The organism is Gordonia hydrophobica NBRC 16057 (assembly GCF_001592365.1).
Classification (GTDB): Bacteria; Actinomycetota; Actinomycetes; order Mycobacteriales; family Mycobacteriaceae; genus Gordonia; species Gordonia hydrophobica.
Genome location: NZ_BCWU01000011.1, coordinates 107,739 through 131,327, shown reverse-complemented (window position 1 = coordinate 131,327; position 23,589 = coordinate 107,739). Strand labels below are relative to the sequence as shown.

Genomic DNA, 23,589 nt, shown 5'->3' with positions numbered 1-23,589 from the left:
ACAACCGTCGATGGGGATACCGTCGGCTCCGTGTCGGTCCGCGGCACCCGGCACAATGGGCGGGTGGTCAGGAAAACAATCGACGCTCCGGCGGCGCCGACCGGGAAGTTGCGTCCCCGTGAGTTCGCGGCCATCGCGGTCTTCAGCGGTCTGACGGTGGTTCCGGCGGTCATCGTGTCCGTGATCCCGCTCGCCGCAGCCCTCGGCTTCATGACGCCGGTACCGGTCGCGCTGTTGGCGGCCCGAACCCGGATCCGCGCGGTGATCGCCGCCATCGTCACCACGGTCGCGGTCACGTTCGTGGTCAGCGGACTCGGTCCGGCGTTCGCGGTGCTCGCCTCGGTGGTGATGGGCGGACTGGTCGGCGAGGTGCATCGACGCGGGGGTCGCGGCGTCGCGATGTTCGTGATGTCGCTCGTCGCGGCGCCGATCGTGGCGGGCATGTCGGTCCTGTTGATGTGGGCACTGGTTCCGTTGCGCAAACTCGCGCTGGAGATCCTCGACAACATCCTGACCGGCATCGCGAAGACGGCGCGTGCCGTCAGGTTCGAGGCGGGTGGGACCGCGATCGATTCCCTCAGCCGGCACATCGTCGACAACTGGTGGTTGTGGATGTGGATCCCGGGGACCATCGGCTGCCTGGTGACCCTGTGGATCGCGGCCTGGCTGTTGACCAAGGTGCTCGACCGACTCCGCGAAGTCCCGCTCGAGGACACGTTGGAAGCAGCGAGCGTCGTCGACGGCGATCGACCCGTCGACCCGCTGCCGCTGCGCATGGTCGGCGTGGGGTACACCTACCCCGGATCCAGTCGGCAGGTGCTGTCCGGCATCGACCTCTCGTTGGTGCGCGGCGAGTTCGTGGCGATCGTGGGCGCGAACGGATCGGGGAAGTCGACGCTGTCGAAGTTGCTGTCCGGCGTCGATCCGACCATCGGCATCGTCGACCGGCCGGGAGCTCCGGGCCTGGGCCGCGCGGGCGGCACCGCGCTGGTGCTGCAGCGTCCCGAGGCCCAGATGCTCGGCGCCCGCGTGGCCGACGACCTGGTGTGGGGACTTCCCGCGGGCACCGAGGTCGACGTCGACGGGCTGCTGGCGGAAGTCGGCCTGACCGGACTCGCCGACCGCGAGACCACCGATCTCTCCGGCGGGCAGCAGCAACGTCTCGCCGTCGCCGCCGCGCTGGCGCGAGATCCGCGCCTGCTCATCGCGGACGAGGTGACGTCGATGGTCGACCCCGCAGGTCGTGCCGAACTCATCGCGATCCTGGCGGAGCTCCCGCGCCGCCGCGGCATCACCGTCGTCCTCATCACCCACCGCGACGGTGAGGCACGCGCCGCCGACCGGGTGATCCACCTGCAGGCCGGGCGCGTCGTCGCCCACCACCCCGAGTGGATGCGGCCCGAGGCCATCAGCCCACCGTTGCCGCAGCGGCACGACGAGGCGGGCGACGCCCTGCTGGTCGTGAAAGATCTGCAGCACACGTACCTGATCGGATCACCGTGGGAGGTCACCGCCCTGCGATCAGTGAACCTGCGGGTCAATGCCGGCGACGGCGTGCTGATCGTCGGCGGCAACGGCTCCGGAAAATCGACCCTGGCCTGGATTCTCGCCGGTCTGATCAAACCCACGACCGGGACGGTGATGCTCGGCGACGATCCGACCTACGAACGGGTCGGCGACGTCGGACTCGGTTTCCAGCACGCCCGACTGCAGTTGCAGAAGGCGACGGTGGCCGACGAGATCATGGCGGTCGGCGGCCTGGACGTCGGAACGGCGGAGGTCGGACACGTGCTCGATCTCGTCACCCTCCCTCGGGAGATCGCTGCACGTCGCGTCGACGCCCTGTCCGGAGGCCAGATGCGTCGCGTGGTGCTGGCGTCGTTGATCGCGTCGAAACCCGACCTGCTGGTCCTCGACGAGCCGCTGGCCGGACTCGATCCGCAGGCACGGGAAGAAGTGCTCGCCGTCCTGGCCGGACTGCGTCGACAGGGGGCGACGATCATCATCATCTCGCACGACCTCGAAGCGCTCGACAAGGTGTGCAACCGTCGGATCGAACTGGTCGACGGCGTGTTGGAAGGCGGTCGGTGATGCAGATTCCGATGCTTCGGCAGATTCCCGGAGACTCGCCGGTCCACCGGCTGTGGGCGGGCAGCAAGCTCATCATCATCTTCACGCTCGGTCTGATGACCTGGGTGCTGCCGTCCTGGCCCAGCCTGGGGTTCATCACCGTCTGCCTGATCGTGTTCGTCCTCATCGCCAGGATCCCGATCGGCGCGCTGCCGAAACCGCCGTGGTGGTTCTGGGGGTTGATGGCGGTCTCGGTGGTGTGGTCGTGGATCGCACGCGGCATGGACGGCGGCATCACGACGCTGCGCGGTGTGGTGCTGGGACTGGTGGTCCTCGCGATGTCGGTGCTGGTGATCTGGACGACGCCGATGGCCGACCTGGCTCCGGCGTTGGCCAGGCTGATGTCGCCGCTGCGGATTCTGCGACTGCCGGTCGACGAGTGGGCGGTCACCATCGCCCTCGCCCTGCGGGCGCTTCCGCTGCTGGTCGGGGAGATCCGCCTGCTGTGGGCCGCGCACCGGTTGCGCCCGCGGTCGAGAGCCGACTCGGGGCATCCATCGGCGGAGTTGTCCGTGCTCGACATCGTGGTGGCGGCGATGTCGTCGGCCATGCGGCGCAGCTCGGAGATGGCGGAGGCGATCACCGCGCGCGGCGGCGCCGGGCGGCTCACCGCCTATCCGTCCCGTCCAGGGCGAATCGACGCGGTGGTGCTCGGCGTGTTCTTCGCGGCGTGTGCCGCGGCGATCACGGTCAGCGTCATCTACCTGTAGACGCCCCGCCACGCTCGGGACTTCTCGCCCATGCGCGGTGGTGGTCGGAGGCGAACGGAGCAAGAACGGTCAAGCGGTTGTGGCGGCGGCGCGGGATACTCGGAGGATGCCTGACCCCGATCCCCTGCGCCGCTTGCTCGACGCGGTCCTCGACGATGCGAACGACAGGCTGGACGCGATGGCGGAGGGTACGTTCACCTCGCGGTTCCACTTCGCTCGACAGGTTCGCGATGGCAGCGGTGAATCGCCGATGGCGTTGCGGCGCAGAGTGATCCTGGAACGTGCCGCGTGGCAGCTGCAGCGTGGCGGATCCGTCACCGAGACGGCCTTCGGCAATGGTTATGCGTCGGTCGAAGGCTTCAGTCGCGCGTTCACGCGGGCTTATGGACATCCGCCGACAGCGCTTCCGCCCGCGGACCGAGCCGGGCACTGGTTGCCTGCGCCGAACGGCATCCACTTCCATGCGCCGACCGTGCTGTACGTGGACTCGACTGCGGCACGCCGTGGTTCGACGATGCCGGAGCCGGCCGGTGACGTCACCGCCATCATGGTCCGCCATGACCTCGCGGACATCGACGTCCTGCTCCGGGTGGTCGCCGATCTACCGAAGGACGAATACACCCGAGCCCGGTTGCCGGGCAGCAGGCCGCGCTCGTTCGATGGGCCCAGTGAATCCCTCGCACAGGTGATGTGGCAGCTCGCGACCAGCAAAGAGCCGTGGCTGGCGGCGATCGAAGGCGTCGAGATGCCGGACCTGAAGCCCGACAACGAACGGATCGCACTGCGGGCACGACACCGCCGAACCGCTGCACGATGGCTCTCGGCGGTCCGCGACATCGAGCGGCGAAACGCGTGGTCGGACCGCGTCGTCGACGCCCTGTGCGATCCACCGGAATCGTTTCTGCTGGGGCAGATCGTGGCGCACGAGTTGACCTTCTCGGCGCATCGTCGCTTGCTGGCGCGCTGGATGCTGGCCGACGCCGGCGTCGACGTCGAGGCCGGCGAACTCGACCCCGACCCGATCATCTGGCATCGCCGCCATACCGGAGGAGGCACCCCGTGACCAGCTACATCTATTACACCGCAACCACTCTCGACGGCTTCTTGGCCGATCCGAACGACTCCCTGGACTGGCTGTTGACACAGCCCATCGACGACGACGGCCCGTTCTCGATCGCCGACCTGATGGCGACGACCGGCGTGGTCGTGATGGGGCGGACCACCTACGACTGGGTGCTGGATCACCTCGGCGACGAGCCGTGGCCGTACGCCGACCAGCAGACATTCGTGTTCACTCATCGGGAACTGACATCCGTGCATCCGACCATCACCGCGATCGACGGGGAACCCGCCGAGCATCGTGCACGGTTGGACACCGCCGCCGGGAGCAGGTCCGTGTGGGTGGTGGGCGGGGGAGACCTGGCGGCGCAGTTCGCGTCGGCCGGGATGCTCGACGAGATGGTGGTCTCGTACGCGCCGGTGACACTCGGCGCGGGTCGGCCGCTGTTCACCGGACCATTCGATTTCGAGCTTCTGGAGACCGCGCGGAACAAGGCGTTCCTGATCGGCCGCTACCGAGTGGTGGGACCGCGGCAGTAACGCCACTTCATCACTGATGGTATCGCGTCACGCACATCCGCCGATGCTGCGTGAGACTGCCCGAACTACGGCCTTCCACTCGTCATCGCCTTGCCCGCCGAATTCTCCGGAGGTGCTGAACTGAATCGTATGGGCGAGTCGCACTGCGGTGACGCACTGTTCCGGGACGACAGTTGTGAACTGGCCTTGAAATCCGTTGGCCTGAAACCCCTTCGGTGTTGCTCCTGACCACCACTGAAATCCATAGGCACTGGGCCGCAGATCTCCTGCATCCTGCGCCGGAAGCATACCAGTGGTCGCTTGATGTACCCAGTTGCTGGAAACAATTTGACGGCCATTCGCAGCCAGCCCGCCGTTCCTCATCATTTCGCCGAACCGGACGTAGTCGATGGGCAATGCCTGCAAGGACATCGATCCCAATACATCGCCTTTTCGGTCGGTCATCAGGTCTGCGTGCGCTTGCATACCCAATGGTTTCCACAGCTTCATCGACAGGACCTTGTTGAGAGGGCGCTTGTATATCGATTCGAGAACCCAGCCAAGAACCTGGGTGTTTGCGCTGTTGTAGTTAAATTCCTTCCCCTGGAGGCCGACGCGCGGCATATCACGCAGGTATTCATTACGTGTCCGTCCCATTGAACCGTTCGAATAGTAGTCGAGCGCCATGTCTATCCATTGGAGGAACTGATCGTTCTGGTTGATCTTCTCGGTGTGTTCGTCCCATCTCATCCCTGATCTCATGAGCAGGAGGTTGCGGATGGACGTTCCCTTCCAAGCTGTGTTTGCCAGTTCTGGTATGTAGCGCTGCACTGGATCGTCGAGGGATGCGATTCTGCCTTCATCTTGGGCGATCCCGATCAAGGTTGAGACATAGGATTTGGTCATCGACCATGCGTGATGCGTTTGCGACGCCGAGTATCCGTTTGCGAATGCTTGCGCGACCAGACTTCCGTTACGTGCGACGAGAATCGCGTCCGTGTTGGTGTCACGAAGGAAGTCTCCTACGCTTCGAGTTCTCCCTGCCCATTGATAGGTAATCCTCCGGAAGTTCGTTCGCGGAGTCGCGGTTGGCAATGGGTTGGTTGCACCGTTCTCCACTCGCACGTGCGGTAGGACGACATCAGGCTTGATCACATCAGTGGGCAACGGCAGAAGGACGCGATTGTTCTGCAGAACATCGTGAGTCCAGTTGGCCCAGAAATCCGGCGAGGTCAGCGTCGCGCCAGCACCGGTGACTAGCGCAGGTAGCGGAGGAGTCCCAAGGAGTTCGCCTCCCTGTACGGCCGCCAGCAGTGATCGCGCCTCGACGTGTTGGGACAGTCGGTTCGGCTTGATCAATGGCGCCGCCTGAGAGGGCGCCACCAGAACTGGCAAAGCAAGGGCAAGCGACAACAGAATCGAAGCGCCGACTATCGCGCGACGGGCTGGACGAGTGTGATTCTTCAATTGAGATCCTAGGGATGGTGAGTACGCGACGCGTTTCGTACTGGTGGTAATGCGCTGTCTCAGAGCATCCGAGCGGCAGCCCGCCCCGCCTGACGTCCGCTGAACAGGCACCCGCCCAGGAATGTTCCCTCGAGGGCACGGTAGCCGTGGACACCTCCGCCGCCAAAGCCGGAGGCCTCTCCGACGGCAAGGAGTCCGGGCACGGGGTTGCCGTTGGAACCAATGACGCGCCCCGATAGGTCCGTTTGGAGCCCACCGAGAGTCTTCCGAGTGCAAATGTTCATCTTGATTGCGATGAGAGGGCCGGCCGAGGGGTCAATAATCTTGTGCATCGGCGTCGTGCGGAAAAGGTTGTCACCCATGTAGGCATGTGACCGTCTAATCGCGGCGATTCCATCATCCGATGACCTCGGGTTCATGGACTCGACGTCGCGATGGCGGATCTGGCGGGCTAGAGCGCCTGAATCAAGGATGTCCCTGCCTGCCAGGCCGTTCATCTTCTTTACCAGATCGTCGATGTTTCGTCCCATGACGAAGTCCGCCCCCCGGTCGATGAACTTCTGGACAGGGGCGGGGGTCCCCTTCGTTCGATTCGCCAGGTAGAGCGGCAGGTTCTTCGCGGTCAGTTCGGGGTTCTGCTCGGACCCCGACAGCACGAACTCCTTCTCAATGATCTTCTTGTTCAATACGAACCAGGAGTAGTCGAAGCCCGACTTCTGAATCAACTCAAGGGTGCCCAACGTGTCCATGCTGGGAATCCCCGGCGTGGGGAACCGTCGTCCAGCGGCGTCGAACCACATCGATGACGGTGCCGCGAGCACGCGGATGCCATGGCCGGGCCAGATCGGCGAGTAATTCCGGAGGCCTTCGGTGTAGTGCCACATCCTGTCCCGATTCACCAGTCGCCCACCGGCGCGTTCAGTGATACCCAGCATCCGACCGTCGACGTGTGCAGGCACTCCTGTGACCATGAAATCTGGTGCCGTTCCCAATCGTGATGGCCAGTTCTCACGGACGAGACCTTGGTTTCCGCCGATGCCGCCCGAGGCGACGATGACGAGGGGTGCGTGAAGTTCGAAATCTCCGACGGTTTGTCTTGTGGTGGCGTGTCCTCTAGCAGCGTTGGTGGGCGCCAACACCGCACCGCGGACCCCGGTGACTGCACCGCCAGTGGTGATCAGTTCGTCGACGCGACGGCGCCATGCGAAACGCACCTTCCCAGTGCGCATGAAGTCGCGGATCTTCCGCTCGAACGGCTCAACGACGCCTGGTCCTGTGCCCAGCGTCAGATGAAAGCGGGGCACTGAGTTTCCGGGCCGGTGCACGTCGCCGTTGCCGCGCTCGGCCCACCCAACGACCGGAACCCAGTTGACGCCCATTCCCGCAAGCCATGCGCGCTTCTCGCCTGCAGCGAACTCGAGGTACTTCTCGGCCCACTTATGCGCCCAGTAGTCCTCGCTTCCTGGCTGGTTCGGCGCACGATCGAAGCCCGCGGTGGTCATCCAGTCCCGGCGCGCTCGGTCGAACGAGTCGCGCACTCCCATCAGCCGCTGTTCCGGCGAGTCGATGAAGAAGAGCCCGCCGAGGCTCCAGTGAGCCTGGCCACCCAGGTTTCGCTCGGATTCTTGGTCAACGATCAGGACCTTCTTGCCGGCCGCGGCAAGCTCACATGCGGCCACGAGGCCGGACAGACCATGCCCGACGACGATCGCGTCGGCAGTTCGGCTCGGGCCTGCCGAGGCTGGCCCCGCTCGACCGGCAAGCCAGGCAGCAGTGAGCGCGGCGGCGCTGCCGGCGAGAACCTGTCGGCGACTAAAAGAGGTTGGGGCTGGTTCGGACACGACGGGATTGCCTTTCGACGGAAGGATGTGTCAGTGCCGTGACCCGCGCCGAGATGGCGCCGAGCTATGGCTTGTCGCACACCATAGCGGACCGTCGTTGAGAAGAAAAGCAACTCAATACGAAGTGTACTGAAATTGCACCGTGGTCTGTTACTCCTGGTCAGCGACCGTGTAGGCCCGAACAACGTGCTCAAAGAGGGTTGCTCGACGCTGCCGAACCGCCACGTCGTCTGGCTCCAGCAGCACCTGCTGAGTCGTGCCGTCGTACACCGCTACCAAGGCTTGCATCAGCGCATTCGGGTCCGGTATTTGACGGTTGATTCGCTCAAGTTGGCTGGTGAAAATCGGTAGGAGCGCCTCGCTGATCGCGGCCTCCCGAAGGGCGACGGCTTGACGTAGGTCAGGATCACGGAGTGCATGTGCGGTGACTTCGATCGTGATCGCATACCAACGAGCGTCGACGGGGAGCACTTCGACGATCCCTTGGATCGCTTCTGACAGATCAACGACGTCGTCGGCCGCCAACTGCTCCAGCGCGACTTCGAGGTCTGCGATCATCTGCGTTGATCGCTCGAGCCACATGGCTAGGAAGAGAGCCTCGCGAGAGTCGAAGTTTGAGTAGAACGCCCCGCGCGTGAACCCTGCGCGCTCGACGACCTTTTCGACAGTCGTGCGCCCGAAGCCCACTTCGGAGTAGACCGCGAAAGCGGCGTCCAACAGCCGCCGACGAGTGTTGGATCGCCGCCGTTTGGTCGTGTCCGCTGTTTGACTGGTGTCCGGTGTCACGTACGTGAATGTAAGCCTCGACGGCCTCGCTCTCCAGACGGCGAAAGCAACGAAACTCTCCCGATCACCTTGTTCGTTCGAGCGAACGTCCATGGTATGATGCTTAGTTGATTGGTACGTTGCTGGGGTGGCCTGCCGCCTCGCGAGCGTCCTGACCAGGGGCGACTGTCTTGTTATCGGTGTCCGCATCTCGGAGGTCGTGTTGGCGAGCGTGGTGAAAGTCCTGGTCTGGCGCGATGGGGAGTGGTGATTCGGATGGTCACGACAGATCTCCGACCTTCAGTCGGTAGGAGCTATCTCACAAGGTGGTGCCTGTCTGGGCCTCGATAGCCGGAGCGCCGCAGTCAAGACCTTCGCTCGTTGTCCCTGGGCGTGTTGACCACCGAGCTGCTCAGCTGAGCGACGACGGCATTGAGTGCGGCCATCGTCTCCGCGACCGCGGTCGATTCCGGGTGCCGAAGGCGATACAGCAAGATCTCGCGACCTGCAGCGTGCAGGACTTGTGCGGCGAGGTCCGGACTTGGAACTATCGACGGCCCCAGATCTGTGAGGGCTTTGTGTAGTCGATTTCGAACCACGGTCTGTGCTGCTTCCAGGTTCCGGTGGTACGCGGGTGGCGCACCTTCGGGCGGTATGAGAAAAAGCCTCCATGTCGCCGGTCGGGAGTCGACTGCTCGGACGGCTCCCGCTAGTGCCGCAGTCAACCGTTCGCCGCCCCGCTTGCCTGCGACCTCGGGCAGGATGCAGACTGCCAGCGATCTCGCGGCACGGCGTCGCTCGCGTTCGATGAGCGCAACGAACAGTCCGGACATATCCCCGAACTGGTGGTAAATGAGCGATCGGTGGATATCGGCCTCGCGGGCAATCCGCGCTGGTGTGGCCGCATTGAAGCTCTCGTCGCCGACGATCTGCAGTGTGACATCGAGGATCTGCTGCCGCCGCTTCGACACCCCTAGCCGTCGCTTCGGCGCTCGATTACTCACGGTTGACAGGGTAGTGGCTGCCCCTGTACTCATCAATTAACAAAATGTTATTTAGTGTCGGAGGATGCCATGTCAACAGAGTTCTTCCCCGAGCTCGCCGAGCGAGTCCACCGCCAGTGTGCGGACATCCCCGAGCTCTACAGCGACATCGACCGCGATACCTGTCCCGAGCGCTTCACCATCGACCCGAACGTCCAGTCCGCCCTTCCCTCAGACAGAGGCGACCGTGTTAGGTACCTGGAGGACGCGCGCCTAGTCGAGTTGTGCCGCATCGCAACGTTCTTGGGTGACGTCCGCGCCGATCGCGTGGCTCTCCTGTCATCGGAGCTTCGAGTGTCTGAGCTGATCGAAATGGTTCGGACGGCCTGTCGGTGTGGAGTCGATGCCGTACCCGACGCGCCGCAGCCGCTGCGCGAGTTGATTGAGCACATGGAGAGTACGCCCGAGTGGATCGACACGTCGCTCGTCGCTCAGGGCGCCGCACATGCCCGAGTCAGTGCGGGCCTGATCGCGCCGTTCGTCACGCGTGGAGCGTTCATTGCGACATTCACCAACCGCTACGCAGCGCTGCCGATGACCATCACAGGCGCGCTATCCGGCACCCGGGCGGCGCACCGGGTCAACGAGACCACAGCCTTCTTCGCTGTCACGACTCTGCCGGGTGCCCTCGATAGATTCGGTGCCGGATTCGAAGCCGCGGCGATGGTGCGGCTGATGCACTCCATGGTGCGCTTCAATGCGCTCTGCCGTTCAACCAGATGGAGCGTCGATGTCTACGGTGTCCCTGTACCGCAGATCGATCAGTTGCCTGCCGGCATGATCGCCCCATATCTCGCTGCCCTCCGCGTTCTGCGCTCTGGACGCACCGAGTTCGATCGCAGTGATCGTGCGATGGTCGAGTTCTGTCGCTATCGCTGCTATCTCCTGGGGTTGCCCGAAGAGCTCCTGCCGGTCACTCCACAAGGAATCGTCGACATGTTCTACGCCCGTGCAGCGACGCTGCGCGCAGGTTTCGACGACGACTGTCGCAGACTCGTCGAGTCGACGATGGATGCGTATCTGCGTCCCAGCGAGACCTTGCTCGACCGCGCAGCGGATGCAGTCGAGAAGAGCTACAGCAAGTTAGCGTTCTGTCGGGCATTCAGCAATGGTCAAAGTCGGAAAGCTCGACACATGGGCGTTGCCGTCGGCGTCGCCGACTACGCCAGGATCGCACTCACTGCGCCCTTCATCGCTGGACGTGTGCTCGTGGTGATGGTGGCCCTCCGGGTCCCGGTGCTTCGCGGTTCGCTGAATCGGTATCTGGTCAGGAGCGTCGAGCGTCGGCTCGACACCTACGGTGTACCTGCGTACACGACTGACCTACGCGACTATTCAGATAGGTGACGGCGCATCATCGCCGGGCAGCGTGGTGCATCGGCAACCACTCGGCAGCACATGCACGACAGAGCCGGATGGCGACGGTCCGTGAGATGGTCGCGGTCGAATGCAGGCTGCACCTGCTACCTGTCTGCTGAAGTCAAGCCGGCGACACCCGCTGCGACGACTCAGCTCTGATCCCGGCGAGAAGGACGCGAAGGGCCAGCCTCAAATCAGGCCCCCCGTCACTGACAGCGAGCCTCCGCAATTCGACTCCATCGATCACTGATGAAATCAGGGGTGCGTACTTGCCCGCCTCCGCTATTCCATTCGCCTCGAGAAATCGGACCGCGAGCTCGTCGTATGCGGCGTAGCAACGAGCGGCACTCGATCGCACCGCCACATCTCGCGACGCATGAAGATACAGTTCAAGCTGCGCGACCTGTTCCGCACTCCTCTGGTTGGCCTCGACGACGTCGACCGTGCGCGCGATTGCGGAGTCGGCCCCCGAGCTCGTGACAGGATCGCCGGCGATTGCGGTCAGTCTGGCCACCTCTTCGTCGACGAACATGCTCAACGCGGCAGCAAGAAGGTCATCCTGACTCGCAAAGTGATACGTCAGCGATCCCAGTGAGACGCCCGCCTCAGCCGCAATAGCGCGATTGCTCACGCCACGTATTCCCTCGGAACCGATAACGGCAAGGGTGGCGCGGAGGAGCCGCCTGCGAACTGCCGTGTCTCGACGTGGACCAGGTTCCTTGTCAACCGCTTCCATCTGTCAGACGCTACCTGGAATCTCCAGACTTGGGCGCTGCCGGGTCGTAGGCCGTGAGTTGTTAAGGGTTTGCAATTCGTTCGTTCGAGCGAACGATTATCTGGTAGCGTTGCGCACGACACATTGTGAAGTTCCTGGCTCTCAGCACACAGGTCGCGCCGCGGCGCACTCGACACTGCCGCTTCGGACAGGACTCCAGGAGCGACGGTGTGCCGTCGCCTACGAGAGGTTGATAGAAATGCGTTGTCTCGTCACGGGCGCAACAGGCTTCGTTGGTAGCAATCTCGTCCGAACGCTCATTGATGCAGGCCACGAGGTCGTCGCAAGCGGAGCCCCCGGTTCGACGACGGCATACCTGGACGACCTGGACATCGAGGTTCGCTTGGCGGACCTGCTCGACCCCGACGCCGTCAACGACTTGGTGACCGGTTGCGATTGGGTCTTCCACGTAGCCGGCGACACCTCGACGTGGTCCGGACTGACTGCCCGACGCCACGCCGTCAACCTCGTCGCCGCAGACCGGCTCGCCGCTGCATCACTCAACGCCGGCGTCCGACGTTTCATTCACACCAGCACAGTGGACGTCCACGGGTACAACGCCGACGGGTCCCCATTGGCCGAGACCTACGGTGACAAGAGTTTCTGCAACATCGGATACGACTATGCCGACACGAAGGCCGCGGGCGAGATGGCGGTGCTCCGCTACATCGCGCGTGGCCTCGACGTCGTCATCGTCTACCCCGGGTTCATGATCGGACCGTTTGACCACACGCTGCAGCTCGGCAGGGTTATCAGGGACCTTCAGGCTGGCAAACCCACCTTCGCGCCACCCGGCACGGGATCGTTTTGCGATGTGCGCGCGGTGGCTGCGGGCATGCTCGCAGCTGCCGAAAAGGGCCGCACGGGTGAGGGTTACAACCTCACGGGGTTCAACCGCACTTACTACGACGTCTTCACCCGCATCGGTGAAATCGTCGGCGCCAAACACCGACCGGTCAGGCTCCCCGCGCCCGCGCTTCGCGCGGTGGGCCTTCTAGATGAAGCGGTCTCGCGGGTAACAGGCCGGGTCCCGGACATGGATACCGGCATGGCCAAGTATCTGTCATCGCCGCAAGCCTCGGATTGGTCGAAGGCCCACGACGAGCTCGACTACGACCCTGGCGATGTCGATACAGCGATCCGGGATGCTGCAGGCTGGTACGACCAGTTCATGCCTGTCGAATCGGTCAGCTAGATTTCACGATCGACACGCGGGATTCTAGACCGCACGGCCGCTTCTGCTGTGACAGCGAGATCCTCGATAAAGAGCCAATCATCGACTCGATAGACAGCCTTTCAATCGCCTCGCCGAGGCCCATTTGAGGCCCACCAGAAACCAACCTGCATCAAAAATTTCCAACCAGGAGGATGAATTCATGAGTCTCAGCACAAAATCCGTGAACACAAGGGAGGACGTCGTCGATCGTTCTGGCGCCGTGGCGGTTGTTGGAGCAGGACCTGCTGGTCTGAGTGCGGCTCGAATGTTCCAAGTTTACGACGTCGAATACGACCATTTTGAACGACATTCCGGGGTGGGAGGATTATGGGATATCGACAATCCCGGTACGCCTATGTATGAGTCGGCACACTTCATTTCTTCGCGTGACATGTCCGGATTCTTTGACTACCCGATGCCCGACTCCTTTGGCGACTATCCGACGCGCCGACAGATACTGGACTACACTCGCAAGTTCGCCGCCGAGTTCGGCCTTGATGAACGGATTGAGTTCAATAACGGCGTCGTGTCCGTCGTCGAAGACGGCGACTTCTGGCTAGTGACCCCTGAGAACGGACCGACTCGAAGGTACCGCGGGGTAGTCTGCGCATCCGGGACAAACTGGCATCCTCGCTTGCCAAAGCATCCCGGACAGTTCAACGGCGAAGTTCGACATGCCGTCACTCACCACAGTGCAAGGGATTTTGTCGGAAAGCGCGTTCTCGTCGTCGGCCTCGGCAACTCTGGTGCCGATATCAGCTGCGATGCAGCTCAGATGGCCGACGCTGCATTCATCAGTACACGCCGCGGCTACCACATCATCCCGAAGCATTTGTTCGGAGTCCCCGCAGATCAGCTTGACGACGGCCAGTTCTCCCTGCCGCGGTGGCTCGAACGTCCTCTGATGACTGGCCTGCTGCGACTGATTGTCGGTGACGTCCGCCGCTGGGGGCTCCCGAAACCTGACCACCGACTGTTCGACTCTCATCCCCTCCTCAACAGCCAACTGCTACACCATTTGCAACACGGCGACATCTCGGTCCGACCTGAGATCCTTCGTTTCGAAGGACCGGATGTCGTGTTTGTCGACGGTTCTCGCGAACAGATCGACCTCGTCCTGTACGCGACAGGATACGAGATGAAGATTCCCTACGTGGAGTCGACCATGTTCGAGTGGAATGGCGATCGACCTGCCCAGTACCTGACGGCATTCAACCGCGATCATAAGAATCTCTTCACAATCGGATTCATCGAGATCAATTCGAGCGCGTACACACTCTTTGACAATATCTCCAACATGGTCGCCCAGTATGTGTCTGCACAAGACAGAGATCCTTCTCGCGTGGTGAAGCTCGGAAAGCTCATCGCGGAGGACAATCCAGACCTCGCGGGCGGGCTCTCGTTGATCAAATCCGCCAGGCACGCCGGGTACGTGGATGCAAAAGCCTATAAACAAACCGTTGCACGAGTGCTGACGGAGACGGGCTTTTCGCCACTCGTCCCGGGATTTGCCGACCGGTTGCGCAAAGGAAGGACAGTGTCGGAATCCGTGTGATCGGAGATCGCCACTCTAGTCTCGCACAGCACGCGTTCCACACATACCGTCGAAGCCTGTACGTCCAGAGCCCGCGTACCTGCGGAGCTATCGGTCGCTTATGCCGTTGAGTCTGATTAGATAACCTCCTCTCATGAAATGAGAAAAGCCATGACTTCATCGTCCAATAGACCGCAAGAGTCCGGTAGCGTCGCAGTTGCCGACGCGAGTCGGCTGGCTCAATCCCGTATCGCCGAGGGACGGGCGTTCAACGCGACCGCCACGTCCTATGCGATGCAGGGGTTTGGCTATGCGATCGTGGCAGCATCGCTTCCCACGTTCAAAGATCGGGTCGGTCTCACCGAAACCCTTCTGTCTCTGATCTTGCTGTGTGTTTGCATCGCGGCAGCGTTTGGTTCGGCGTTCGCCGATGCAGTGGCTACCCGGAAAGGGAGTCGAATCGCTCTTGCCGTCGGGTTCCTCTGCGAGGCCGCGTCCCTGACGGCCGTCACGATGACCGATTCGCTGCCGACCTTCGTTGCGGCCATCGTGATCTACGGCATCGGGTTGGGTGCAGTGGATGCGGCCTCCAATATGCAAGGCGCGCTGGCTGAGTCTCAGTCGTCCAGCCCCGTGTTCGGGAAACTCTATGCCGGCTACACCCTCGCCGCAGCGGTCGGTGTCCTCGCGACCTCCTGCGTGCATGCCGCACACCTTCCGAGCATCTCGCCGATCGGGATCGCTGCCGTCGGAACGCTTCTCACTGCAGTGGTGGTTATCCGCTACAGCAACCCGTACGTCTCGCTCAAGACCAGGGCCACCGTGCGCTCCGACGTGATGCCACGGAAGGCAATCTGGTGCGTGGGAATGATTGTCTTCGCTGCCTTCGTGGTGGATTCCGCCGTCGCCACGTGGAGCACCCTGTACATGCGTGACGGCCTCGGGTCTTCAGCGGTTGCAGCGCCGCTTGCCTACGCGGTCTACCTGGTCGCGGTACTCGCCGCTCGCCTCGTTGCCGATCCGTTCGTGCGTTCACGCGGCCGCCGACTGACCAGCACTGTTGGTGCATTCATCGCGTTGGTGGGTTGCCTGATGGTCGTTGCCGTCCATTCGCCGACTGCGGCGATCATCGGGTTCGGCCTGACCGGTGCCGCCGCCGGATTCCTTGTCCCAGTTGCGTTCAGCTGGGCCGGTGAGCTTGTTCCGTCGCGCAGCGACGAGGTGATCGCACGTGTCAACATTTTCAACTATGCCGGTGCCGTTGTCGGCGCGGCAGCACTCGGAGCGATTGCAGGTAATGCCTCGATGCTCTCCATCGGGTTCCTCCTTCCCGCAGCAGCGCTTGCGCTGACTCTGCCCCTTCTTCGTGGCCGCTGGCAGACCCAACTCTCAGCGTGACGCTCGACCCACTCACTGCTGGGTCCGAATCAATTCGACCAAACAATTGCGCCGGGGCGACGTCGCTCTTCTTGGCACACCTCAGAGAACAGGAAATGGTATGCCTGGCGATATAGACTCCCTCGCCGGATCGGCTGAGGCCATCGCGGCAGGATCTGTGAGCTCTGTCGAGCTCGTCAGCCGAGCTTTGGATAGGGCCGAGCGGGCGCAGCCATCGTTGAACGCGTTCCGGGAGCTCTATCCTGAACGCGCACTCCACGCTGCAGCTCGCGCGGACGCACAACGAGCAGCTGGCCGCGCGGCCCCACTGCTCGGCGTTCCAGTGGGCATTAAAGATGATATGGATCTGGACGGCGCGCCAAGCAGACACGGATGCGCCGGGAATTTTCACCCACGGCAGTACTCCTCGGAGTCCGTGCGCCGTCTTGAGTCCGCCGGAGCCATCATCATCGGGAAGACCAACCTCCCCGAGTTCGGGCAATGGCCATTCACCGAAGGTGTCTTCGGTTCCACGCGAAACCCGTGGAACCTTCGCCACACGCCCGGAGGCTCCAGCGGCGGCTCTGCCTCGGCGGTCTCCGCTGGAATCGTCCACGGAGCGTTGGGCTCGGACGGCGCTGGTTCCGTCCGGATACCAGCAGCATGGACAGGGCTGGTCGGGATCAAACCTCATCGAGGACGTCTTTCGACGGCTCCCGACGACAGCCCATTCTATGGACTCACATGTTTCGGCCCACTGGCGAGGACGGTCGGGGACGCTGCGCTTCTGCTGACCGCCGCGACCGGTGGCGATGATCTGTTTCCGACGACAATCCGGGTCGCACTTCAACGCCGCGATCCAGGTCGCCTGCGAGTTGGGCTGAGTCTGAACCCGCCGTTCTCTGGCTACACCGTGAGGTTGCATCCAGATGTGCGTCGAGCAGTCGAACGCATTGCGTACACTCTCGATGGCCTGGGCCACGAGGTCGTGCCGATCGACGCCCCCTATCGGTTGATGGGTGTCGGATTTCTGCCGAGGTCACTGCGGGGGATCGCGGATCTGTCGCGGACAGTGCCCGATATCGAGCTTCTCGACCCGAGAACGCGCGCCAACGCCAGGATCGGGGAGCTCCTTCCATCGCTCGCAACCGAGTTCGCGACGATCTCCGAAGGTATCGCCCGACGACGATTCTCCCAGGTCTTCAAGACCGTTGACGTCCTGCTCACGCCCACGACCGCTACTGCGCCGCCGGAGGTGGGAAGCTTCGACGATCTATCGAACGCTGAAACTGACCGTCAGATGATCGCCGCGGCCCCCTACTGCTGGCCATGGAATGTCTTAGGGTGGCCGGCAGTCAACATCCCGGCAGGGTTGACGCCCTCCGGGTTGCCCGTCGGAGCACAACTGCTCGGCGCAAGTCGGTCCGAACCACTGCTGGTGGAGCTTGCTGCCCAGCTCGAGGGTCTAGAGCAGTGGCAGCTACGGCGGCCGCCCGCCGCCCAGGGCGCGTAGTACCGACCACCGTACGGCCCCGACTATGCGCGCCCAGCGGGGCGTGCATGCCCAGCCTCGGGACGCAGAACGGCCCGGCACCTCTCGGTGCCGGGCCGTCGAGCCGGGTAATCCGTCTCGGTCTGAGGAGAATCAGGCCGGAACGATGAGGCCGTTGCCCTGGGTGCGTGCGCGATCGAAGCGCTCGCCGGCGTCGGCCCAGTTCACGATGTTCCACCAAGCCTTGACGTAGTCCGGCTTGACGTTCTGGTAGTCGAGGTAGAAGGCGTGCTCCCACATGTCGAGCATGACGACCGGGATCAGGGCGGCGGAGGTGTTGCCGCTCTGGTCGGTGAGCTGCTCGATGACGAGGCGCTGACCGATGGTGTCCCAGCCGAGGATTGCCCAGCCGCTGCCCTGCAGGGTGGTGGCTGCGGCGGTGAAGTGCGCCTGGAACTTGTCGAAGCTGCCGAAGTCGTTGTCGATCGCGGCGGCGAGATCGCCGACCGGCTTGTCGCCACCGTTGGGCGACAGGTTCTTCCAGAAGATGGAGTGGTTGGTGTGGCCACCGAGGTGGAACGACAGGTTGGCCGACAGACCGAAGACCTTGCCTGCGATGGTGCCGTCTTCGCGAGCCTCGGCCAGCTTCTCGAGAGCAGTGTTGGCGCCCTTCACGTAAGCAGCGTGGTGCTTGCTGTGATGGAGCTCCATGATCTTGCCGGAGATGTGCGGCTCCAGCGCGCCGTAGTCGTAGTCCAACTCAGGCAGAGTGTATTCAGCCACGATGGTCCTCTCGTATGCAGTTGGTGAAAGATCCGTACCCGGGTCCAGTTTCTACATTTCCGTAGACCGAGACTTTCTGCAACAGCCCGCCCGGCGTGCGTCAGACGAGGAGCCGGGGGGAGGTCAGAGGAGTGCGATCACAGCGATCGCGGCGAGGATGACGACGATGGAGGCGGCCGTCGCAGCGCAGTGCGCACCGATGCGCTGGTCGACAGCGGAACGATCGTCCGCTGTTCTGCCGAACATCATCCGCGATTCCCGACCCATGTCGTGCCTCCCACACCGCATTGCTCGTGACGCGTCTCACAGTCTCTAGCGCCCAGAGCGTACGGCGTCGACGTCGAAGCGGCAAATCGTCGGGAGACGTACGCTGGTCGCATGAGCTTGTTCGATCGCCTCCTTGCCGCAGCCGATGTCAAACGTGTGATGGTGACCCGCGACGACGCACTGCCCGGGCGTCCGAACGCGATGCCGATTCCGGCCGAGCATCGAGTGTTCGGCCGGCCGCTGCGTGGCCGGCCCGATCACGACGGCACGTTCGGTCCGGCGGGCATCGGTGACTGGGGACCGGACCTGCGCGCCGTGGTTGTTGCGGGCGGGTGCTTCTGGGGCTTCGAAGAGATCTTCTGGCAATTGCCCGGAGTGGTCAGCACGGCTGTCGGCTACGCGGGCGGCTATACGCCGAACCCGACCTACGAAGAGGTGTGCACCGCGCAGACCGGCCACGCCGAGGCCGTCCTCGTCGTCTACGATCCGGCGCAGTTGAGCTTCGAGAAGCTGCTGGAGGTGTTCTTCACGGCGCACGACCCCACGCAGGAGATGCGTCAGGGCAACGACATCGGCACCCAGTACCGTTCGGCGGTCTTCACCTTCGACGAGGCCGAAGCGGATGCGGCGGCAGCGGCGGCGCGGACGTTCGAACCCGTGCTCGCGGAGGCGGGCTACGGTCCGGTGACCAGCGAGATCTCCCTGATGTCCAGCGCAGGCGACGGGACCTTCTACTACGCCGAGGACTACCACCAGCAGTACCTCATCACCAACCCCAACGGATACCGCTGCCACGCGACCACCGGACTCGCGTTCCCCGTCGCCGGGTGACACCTCGGATCAGCCTGCGGCAATGGAACCGCACTCTGCTGCACCGACAACATCTGATCGAGCGCGTCGACGACGACGCCATCGAAGTGATCGACCGCTGCGTGGGCCTGCAGTCGCAGGATCCGCAGGCGGCGTTCTTCGCGCTCGAATCGCGGATCGACGACTTCGACCCGGCTGAGCTCGACTCCCTCCTCACCGATCGCGACGTGGTGCGGATGGCGCTGCATCGGGGCACCGTGTTCCTGATGGACGCCCTGGACGCCCGGTGGATGCGACCGATCTTTCACCCGATCTTCGACGCAGGCGTCCGGCTGCATGCGCGCGGTCTGCGCGACGCCACAGTGGAGCAGGCGACAGAGGTCGCGACCGAACTGTTTGCGAGCACCGACGGACCGGTCCCGATCGCCGACCTGCGCGCGTCGCTGACCGCACGGTGGCCGCACGAACCGCCTGCCGACCTGGTGGCGGCTGTGCGGTACGCGCTACCCCTGGTGCAGACTCCGCCGCGCGGCCTGTGGCGGCAGTCGGGAGCGCCGTCGTACGTGCTGCTCGACGACTGGATCGGTGACGGAGAACCGGGAGTGACCGGGGACGAGGCGGTCCGCGACCTCATCCGCATGTACCTGCGCGGGTTCGGGCCGTCGACGATAGCGGGCGTTCAGCTGTGGTCGGGCCTTCGCGGGCTGGGGCCGATCATGAGGGCGATGGAAGCCGACTGGGAGCTGGCGCAGTTCGTCGGTCCGCACGACGAGACGCTGTACGACCTGGAAGGGCTCCGACCGGCCGACCCCGACGTAGCGGTCCCGGTGCGCTTCGTGGCGCCATACGACAACGCGGTCTTCGCCAAGGCCGATCGGATCCGTGTCGCCGACCCCGACGTGTACGCGCAGACGCAGACCCGGAACGGGCAGTCGCCGGGATTCGTTCTGGTGGACGGGCGGCTCGCGGCCACCTGGCAGGTGCGCGACGGCGCGGTCGCGTTGACTGAACTCACCGATCTGGGGGCGGCGCAGCGCCGTGAGTGCGAGAAAGAAGCCGCGCGACTGTCCGCGTTCGCCGCCAGGTGATCTCGCCTACAGACCGGTCCGTGGATTGCGTCGCGTGATGCAGTAGAGCCGGCCCGCGGGGTCGGCCATCTGAGCGGACTCGGCGTCCCGGGACACCAGGGTGGCGCCCCAGTCCTCGTGGCGCTCCACTTCGTCGGCGACGTTGTTCGCGGCGAGCGCAGTGTGTGCGCTGGGTTCGCTCTCGTCGGTCCGCAGAATCACCACTTGCAGGGACAGCCGTGGACTGTTGTTGAGGGCGACCTCGTCGAGGTCGGTGGTATCGATCGGGCCCTTACCGGTGAGGACCGACCAGAAGTTGACCTCCGCGTCGAACGCCGCGGACGGAACCTGGAATCGCAACTGGTCGACGATGCTGATGGCTCCGCCCGGCCAGCGGATCGGCCTGGCGCGCACCTCCTCGCCGCTGGTCCAGGGCACCAGACAGAAGATGCCGCCGACCGGCGATCGCATGGTGATCACGCCGTCGTCCGCCGTCGACTCCGGAATCGCTCCGAGGGCTTCGGCTTCCGCGGCGCCTACCGCAGGATCGTCGACATGCAGGTTGAGGTGCATTCCGCCGGGGCCGTCGTCGACCCGCTGCACCCGCAGATAAGGGTCGCCGTGGAAGGGCTCGAGCGTCGCGAACTCCTTGGCGGGGCCGCGGGGCGGTGAGACGGTGCTGCCGGTGATGGCGCGCCAGAAGGTCACCTCCGGTCCGAACTCGGCGGCGGGGAAATCGAAGAACGCGGTGAGCCAACGAACGTGCACAGTCATCGAGTGTAGGGCCGCATGAGCGTGGTGCGAACAACTCCGAAGTAGTACTAGAGAGTTTCATCCCGCGTGTTGTCCACAAGTCATCCACAGATGGCTGGGGATGAAAATCGGTGAACACTACTTGTCAGTAGCAGTGAGTTTCCGGCGTCTTTCGGGTGAACGGAGGACGAAAATGAGACGGGCGACACACCAATGCATCCCTCGACCTCCCGTTATCCACAAATCCACAGGGTTGTCCACAGGGCTTTCGCGACCTGTGTATGACTGGGGATCAACAGCCTCCCGGTGAAATTGTGGATTGTTTTATGCTGGTATGCATAGTGAGTGTGGTGTGTTGCCAGCGGACCGACTGTGGTAACGATCCGGTCCCGTGACGTTCGCCCGTTTCGGGGTGGCGCCGCGGGACGGAAGTCGGCGCCGAGCGCCGGGAGCGCACCGCGTGTGAACCAGGTGTGGAACCATGGGGGACTGTGAGCATGGATGAGATCGAGACGGTGGCGGTCACCGACCTCCCCGACGACTTCAGCGGCGTCACAGACCGAGTGCTTCTGGACGTCCGTGAGAACTACGAGTGGGAAGACGCTCACATCCGCGGTGCGTTGCACATTCCCCTCGACGAGGTTCCGGCGCGCATCGACGAGATCGACTTGGAACCCGAACTCATGATCGTGTGCCGAACCAGCGGGAGGTCGTTCCGGCTCTCGCAGTACCTCGCGATGCGCGGAATCGAGGCGACGGTTGTTCGGGGCGGCATGGTCGCCTGGCAGGCCGCGGACAAGCCCTACGACACCGGCACCGAGGGCATGTACGGGAGCGTCGACTCCTGATGCTCGACGTGTGCCCGTCCTGCCGCATCCAAGCGCCCCACCGGCAGGGTCGACAGCTCTGCCCGCGCTGCGGTGGACCCCTGACGCTGCTCGACGACCACGGCCGCATCGTCGCGCCGCGCCCGACTGCTCCGGCACCGACGCCGCAGCCCGGTCGAGCGCGGCCGCGGCCTGCTCCGAGTCGGCCGCTGCTGCGCTGGACGGCGGACCGTCCCGCCGGTGCGCGCCCGGCGCCGACGCCTCCGCGACCGCCCGTCACCGCACGCCGGCCGTCGTACCGCGGCGTCCCGCGGTGGGGACTGCTCGATTCACCGGTCGTCCCCGAAGCCGACGAACCCCGGAGCGGAGACTCCGGAACGGCGATGACGCGGACGTTCTCGCTGGTCTGGTACACCCTGGTGGCCGCGGCGGTGGTGCACCTGATTCGGTACCTCGTCGCCGTCGTCAACCGGTCGACGCCGATCCCGATGTGGATCGATCTCCTGTCCGGGGCGGCTGTCCTGGTGTTCGGCACCTTCGCGTTCGCAGGCATGCTCCTGGGGCTCGTCGCGCTGGTCCGGTGGCTGACTGCCATCCGAGCGCACGCGTACGCCGAAGCCGACCTGTACGACCCGCGGCCGCGCCGGCAGCAACTGCTCCTGGCAGGTCTGCCGCTGGTGAATGTGGTCGGCGCGCCGCTGCTGCTGTCGGAGGCGGCGCGGTGCGGTTCGGATTCCGCAGGCGCGGCCGATCGGATCCGACGCATCGCGATCGCGTGGGGACTGGTGAACGGTGTCGCGCTGATCGCTCTGGCCTACCGCATCGGCGGGTGGTTCAGCGACTCGGTTCAGGTCCACGCCGACGGACTCGCGATGGTGACGCTCTCGTTCGCCGTCTCGGCGGTGTTCACCCGGTGGGCGAGCCCACGACTGAGTACCGTCCTGACCGGACTCGTCGGCGATCACGACAGGGAGAGGCGGCTGGTAGTGGCATGAACAAGTCCGACGTCTCGCGATCCGGCAAACCCGCCGTCGTCGCCCACCGCGGTGCGTCCGGCGAACTCGCCGAGCACACCGCGGCCGCTTACGACCTCGCACTCTCGCAGGGTGCGGACGGGTTGGAGTGCGATGTTCGGCTGACGGCCGACGCCGAGTTGGTGTGCATTCACGACCGGACCATCGAGCGCACCTCCGACGGAGTGGGCGTGGTCAGCGAGATGACGCTGGCTCAGCTCCGCGACCACGACTTCGGCTCGTGGCATGAGAGCGGAGAGTCGGCGTCCGTGCTCACCCTGCGCGACCTGCTGACGCTGACCCTGGACTGGCATCGTCCGGTGCGCCTGTTCATCGAGACCAAACACCCGGTCCGCTTCGGCAGCCTGGTGGAGACCAAGCTCCTGGAGATGCTGCACGAGTTCGGCGTTGCATCGCCGCCGTCGGCCGACCACAGCCGAGCCGTCGTGATCTCGTTCTCCGCAGCAGGGGTGTGGCGGGTGCGACGGACCGCGCCCATGCTCCCGACCATCCTCTTGGGCGACACCGCGCGGATCATCGGCGGAACGGCGGCGACGGCCGTCGGCGCGACTGGCGTGGGACCGTCCATCGAGACGCTGCGACTGCACCCGGAACTGGTGGATCGGGCGGCCGCGGCGGGCCGCGTCACCTATGCCTGGACGTGCGACGCCCAACCGGACGTTCAGCTCTGCGCGGACCTCGGCGTGCGCTGGGTGGCGACGAACTATCCGGCCCGGGTGCGCGACTGGCTCGTCACCGTCGACTGACGCGCCGATTCCGCA

Annotated in this window: 22 protein-coding genes; 14 read left to right on the top strand and 8 right to left on the bottom strand. The window is 64.2% G+C overall.

Features of this window, described 5'->3' with window-relative positions; genetic code table 11:
• Positions 1-63: 63 nt before the first annotated feature.
• From GH2_RS17300 to GH2_RS17285, 4 genes are all read left to right on the top strand, one after another.
• Positions 64-2,091 (top strand): ABC transporter ATP-binding protein, encoded by a 2,028-nt coding sequence (locus GH2_RS17300; RefSeq protein WP_066170987.1) that lies wholly within the window; start codon positions 64-66, stop codon positions 2,089-2,091.
• On the top strand, positions 2,091-2,840 hold the full coding sequence (locus GH2_RS17295; protein ID WP_066170880.1) for an energy-coupling factor transporter transmembrane component T family protein: 750 nt from the start codon (positions 2,091-2,093) through the stop codon (positions 2,838-2,840). The genes GH2_RS17300 and GH2_RS17295 overlap by 1 nt, the downstream gene beginning before the upstream one ends.
• A 106-nt stretch (positions 2,841-2,946) precedes the next feature.
• Positions 2,947-3,903 (top strand): helix-turn-helix domain-containing protein, encoded by a 957-nt coding sequence (locus tag GH2_RS17290; RefSeq protein WP_066170877.1) that lies wholly within the window; start codon positions 2,947-2,949, stop codon positions 3,901-3,903.
• On the top strand, positions 3,900-4,439 hold the full coding sequence (locus tag GH2_RS17285; RefSeq protein ID WP_066170875.1) for a dihydrofolate reductase family protein: 540 nt from the start codon (positions 3,900-3,902) through the stop codon (positions 4,437-4,439). Before GH2_RS17290 ends, GH2_RS17285 begins: the two co-directional genes overlap by 4 nt.
• Positions 4,440-4,466: 27 nt before the next feature.
• Here the strand turns inward: GH2_RS17285 and GH2_RS21410 are convergent, their stop codons facing one another.
• The 4 genes from GH2_RS21410 to GH2_RS17265 form a co-directional block, all read right to left on the bottom strand.
• Positions 4,467-5,885: a serine hydrolase domain-containing protein gene (locus tag GH2_RS21410; RefSeq protein WP_169802478.1), complete on the bottom strand. Its 1,419-nt coding sequence runs from the start codon at positions 5,883-5,885 to the stop codon at positions 4,467-4,469.
• A gap of 59 nt (positions 5,886-5,944) precedes the next feature.
• On the bottom strand, positions 5,945-7,594 hold the full coding sequence (locus tag GH2_RS17275; RefSeq protein ID WP_244885421.1) for an FAD-binding dehydrogenase: 1,650 nt from the start codon (positions 7,592-7,594) through the stop codon (positions 5,945-5,947).
• Between the two features lie 282 nt (positions 7,595-7,876).
• Positions 7,877-8,512: a TetR/AcrR family transcriptional regulator gene (locus tag GH2_RS17270; protein ID WP_066170984.1), complete on the bottom strand. Its 636-nt coding sequence runs from the start codon at positions 8,510-8,512 to the stop codon at positions 7,877-7,879.
• 344 nt (positions 8,513-8,856) lie between these two features.
• Positions 8,857-9,495, bottom strand: a complete 639-nt coding sequence (locus GH2_RS17265; RefSeq protein ID WP_169802477.1) for a TetR/AcrR family transcriptional regulator — start codon at positions 9,493-9,495, stop codon at positions 8,857-8,859.
• A 429-nt stretch (positions 9,496-9,924) separates the two neighbouring features.
• On the opposite strand from GH2_RS17265, the gene GH2_RS17260 reads away from it, so the two are divergent.
• Positions 9,925-10,881 carry an oxygenase MpaB family protein gene (locus GH2_RS17260; RefSeq protein ID WP_307825427.1) on the top strand — a complete coding sequence of 319 codons (957 nt, stop codon included), beginning with the start codon at positions 9,925-9,927 and terminating at the stop codon, positions 10,879-10,881.
• A 133-nt stretch (positions 10,882-11,014) separates the two neighbouring features.
• Here GH2_RS17260 and GH2_RS17255 read toward each other — a convergent pair whose 3' ends face one another.
• Positions 11,015-11,629: a TetR/AcrR family transcriptional regulator gene (locus GH2_RS17255; protein ID WP_084247586.1), complete on the bottom strand. Its 615-nt coding sequence runs from the start codon at positions 11,627-11,629 to the stop codon at positions 11,015-11,017.
• Positions 11,630-11,867: 238 nt separating this feature from the next.
• Here GH2_RS17255 and GH2_RS17250 point away from each other — a divergent pair, with 238 nt between their 5' ends.
• From GH2_RS17250 to GH2_RS17235, 4 genes are all read left to right on the top strand, one after another.
• On the top strand, positions 11,868-12,863 hold the full coding sequence (locus GH2_RS17250) for an NAD-dependent epimerase/dehydratase family protein (protein WP_066170859.1): 996 nt from the start codon (positions 11,868-11,870) through the stop codon (positions 12,861-12,863).
• Between the two features lie 181 nt (positions 12,864-13,044).
• Positions 13,045-14,439, top strand: coding sequence for a flavin-containing monooxygenase (locus GH2_RS17245; protein WP_066170856.1), 1,395 nt, complete (start codon positions 13,045-13,047; stop codon positions 14,437-14,439).
• Positions 14,440-14,589: 150 nt separating this feature from the next.
• Positions 14,590-15,816, top strand: coding sequence for an MFS transporter (locus tag GH2_RS17240; RefSeq protein WP_169802476.1), 1,227 nt, complete (start codon positions 14,590-14,592; stop codon positions 15,814-15,816).
• A 100-nt stretch (positions 15,817-15,916) separates the two neighbouring features.
• Positions 15,917-17,308 carry an amidase gene (locus GH2_RS17235; RefSeq protein ID WP_066170850.1) on the top strand — a complete coding sequence of 464 codons (1,392 nt, stop codon included), beginning with the start codon at positions 15,917-15,919 and terminating at the stop codon, positions 17,306-17,308.
• Positions 17,309-17,440: 132 nt separating this feature from the next.
• Here the strand turns inward: GH2_RS17235 and GH2_RS17230 are convergent, their stop codons facing one another.
• Entirely contained in the window at positions 17,441-18,070 is a 630-nt protein-coding gene (locus GH2_RS17230; RefSeq protein ID WP_066170847.1) for a superoxide dismutase, read from the bottom strand.
• A 123-nt stretch (positions 18,071-18,193) separates the two neighbouring features.
• Positions 18,194-18,337, bottom strand: coding sequence for a hypothetical protein (locus GH2_RS21685; RefSeq protein ID WP_157086134.1), 144 nt, complete (start codon positions 18,335-18,337; stop codon positions 18,194-18,196).
• A gap of 111 nt (positions 18,338-18,448) precedes the next feature.
• Here GH2_RS21685 and msrA point away from each other — a divergent pair, with 111 nt between their 5' ends.
• Positions 18,449-19,168 (top strand): peptide-methionine (S)-S-oxide reductase MsrA, encoded by a 720-nt coding sequence (msrA, locus tag GH2_RS17225; protein ID WP_066170844.1) that lies wholly within the window; start codon positions 18,449-18,451, stop codon positions 19,166-19,168.
• On the top strand, positions 19,165-20,235 hold the full coding sequence (locus GH2_RS17220) for a winged helix DNA-binding domain-containing protein (protein ID WP_066170840.1): 1,071 nt from the start codon (positions 19,165-19,167) through the stop codon (positions 20,233-20,235). The genes msrA and GH2_RS17220 overlap by 4 nt, the downstream gene beginning before the upstream one ends.
• Before the next feature lie 6 nt (positions 20,236-20,241).
• Here the strand turns inward: GH2_RS17220 and GH2_RS17215 are convergent, their stop codons facing one another.
• Entirely contained in the window at positions 20,242-20,982 is a 741-nt protein-coding gene (locus GH2_RS17215) for a VOC family protein (RefSeq protein WP_066170837.1), read from the bottom strand.
• A gap of 482 nt (positions 20,983-21,464) precedes the next feature.
• Here GH2_RS17215 and GH2_RS17210 point away from each other — a divergent pair, with 482 nt between their 5' ends.
• From GH2_RS17210 to GH2_RS17200, 3 genes are read left to right on the top strand one after another with little or no spacing between them, the layout of a single operon-like run.
• Positions 21,465-21,815, top strand: a complete 351-nt coding sequence (locus GH2_RS17210; RefSeq protein WP_066170834.1) for a rhodanese-like domain-containing protein — start codon at positions 21,465-21,467, stop codon at positions 21,813-21,815.
• Positions 21,815-22,789 carry a DUF4328 domain-containing protein gene (locus GH2_RS17205; RefSeq protein ID WP_066170832.1) on the top strand — a complete coding sequence of 325 codons (975 nt, stop codon included), beginning with the start codon at positions 21,815-21,817 and terminating at the stop codon, positions 22,787-22,789. Before GH2_RS17210 ends, GH2_RS17205 begins: the two co-directional genes overlap by 1 nt.
• Complete coding sequence (locus tag GH2_RS17200; RefSeq protein ID WP_066170829.1) at positions 22,786-23,574, top strand: glycerophosphodiester phosphodiesterase family protein; 789 nt, start codon at positions 22,786-22,788, stop codon at positions 23,572-23,574. Before GH2_RS17205 ends, GH2_RS17200 begins: the two co-directional genes overlap by 4 nt.
• Positions 23,575-23,589 lie beyond the last annotated feature (15 nt).

Bases quoted from the DNA above. Each gene is read 5' to 3' on its own strand.
- GH2_RS17240 (WP_169802476.1), top strand. From the start codon at position 14,590: ATGACTTCATCGTCCAATAGACCGCAAGAGTCCGGTAGCGTCGCAGTT.
- GH2_RS17245 (WP_066170856.1), top strand. From the start codon at position 13,045: ATGAGTCTCAGCACAAAATCCGTGAACACAAGGGAGGACGTCGTCGAT.
- GH2_RS17290 (WP_066170877.1), top strand. From the start codon at position 2,947: ATGCCTGACCCCGATCCCCTGCGCCGCTTGCTCGACGCGGTCCTCGAC.
- GH2_RS17250 (WP_066170859.1), top strand. From the start codon at position 11,868: ATGCGTTGTCTCGTCACGGGCGCAACAGGCTTCGTTGGTAGCAATCTC.
- GH2_RS17255 (WP_084247586.1), bottom strand. From the start codon at position 11,629: ATGGAAGCGGTTGACAAGGAACCTGGTCCACGTCGAGACACGGCAGTT.
- GH2_RS17295 (WP_066170880.1), top strand. From the start codon at position 2,091: ATGCAGATTCCGATGCTTCGGCAGATTCCCGGAGACTCGCCGGTCCAC.
- GH2_RS17235 (WP_066170850.1), top strand. From the start codon at position 15,917: ATGCCTGGCGATATAGACTCCCTCGCCGGATCGGCTGAGGCCATCGCG.
- GH2_RS17200 (WP_066170829.1), top strand. From the start codon at position 22,786: ATGAACAAGTCCGACGTCTCGCGATCCGGCAAACCCGCCGTCGTCGCC.
- msrA (WP_066170844.1), top strand. From the start codon at position 18,449: ATGAGCTTGTTCGATCGCCTCCTTGCCGCAGCCGATGTCAAACGTGTG.
- GH2_RS17210 (WP_066170834.1), top strand. From the start codon at position 21,465: ATGGATGAGATCGAGACGGTGGCGGTCACCGACCTCCCCGACGACTTC.
- GH2_RS17260 (WP_307825427.1), top strand. From the start codon at position 9,925: ATGGAGAGTACGCCCGAGTGGATCGACACGTCGCTCGTCGCTCAGGGC.
- GH2_RS21685 (WP_157086134.1), bottom strand. From the start codon at position 18,337: ATGGGTCGGGAATCGCGGATGATGTTCGGCAGAACAGCGGACGATCGT.
- GH2_RS17205 (WP_066170832.1), top strand. From the start codon at position 21,815: ATGCTCGACGTGTGCCCGTCCTGCCGCATCCAAGCGCCCCACCGGCAG.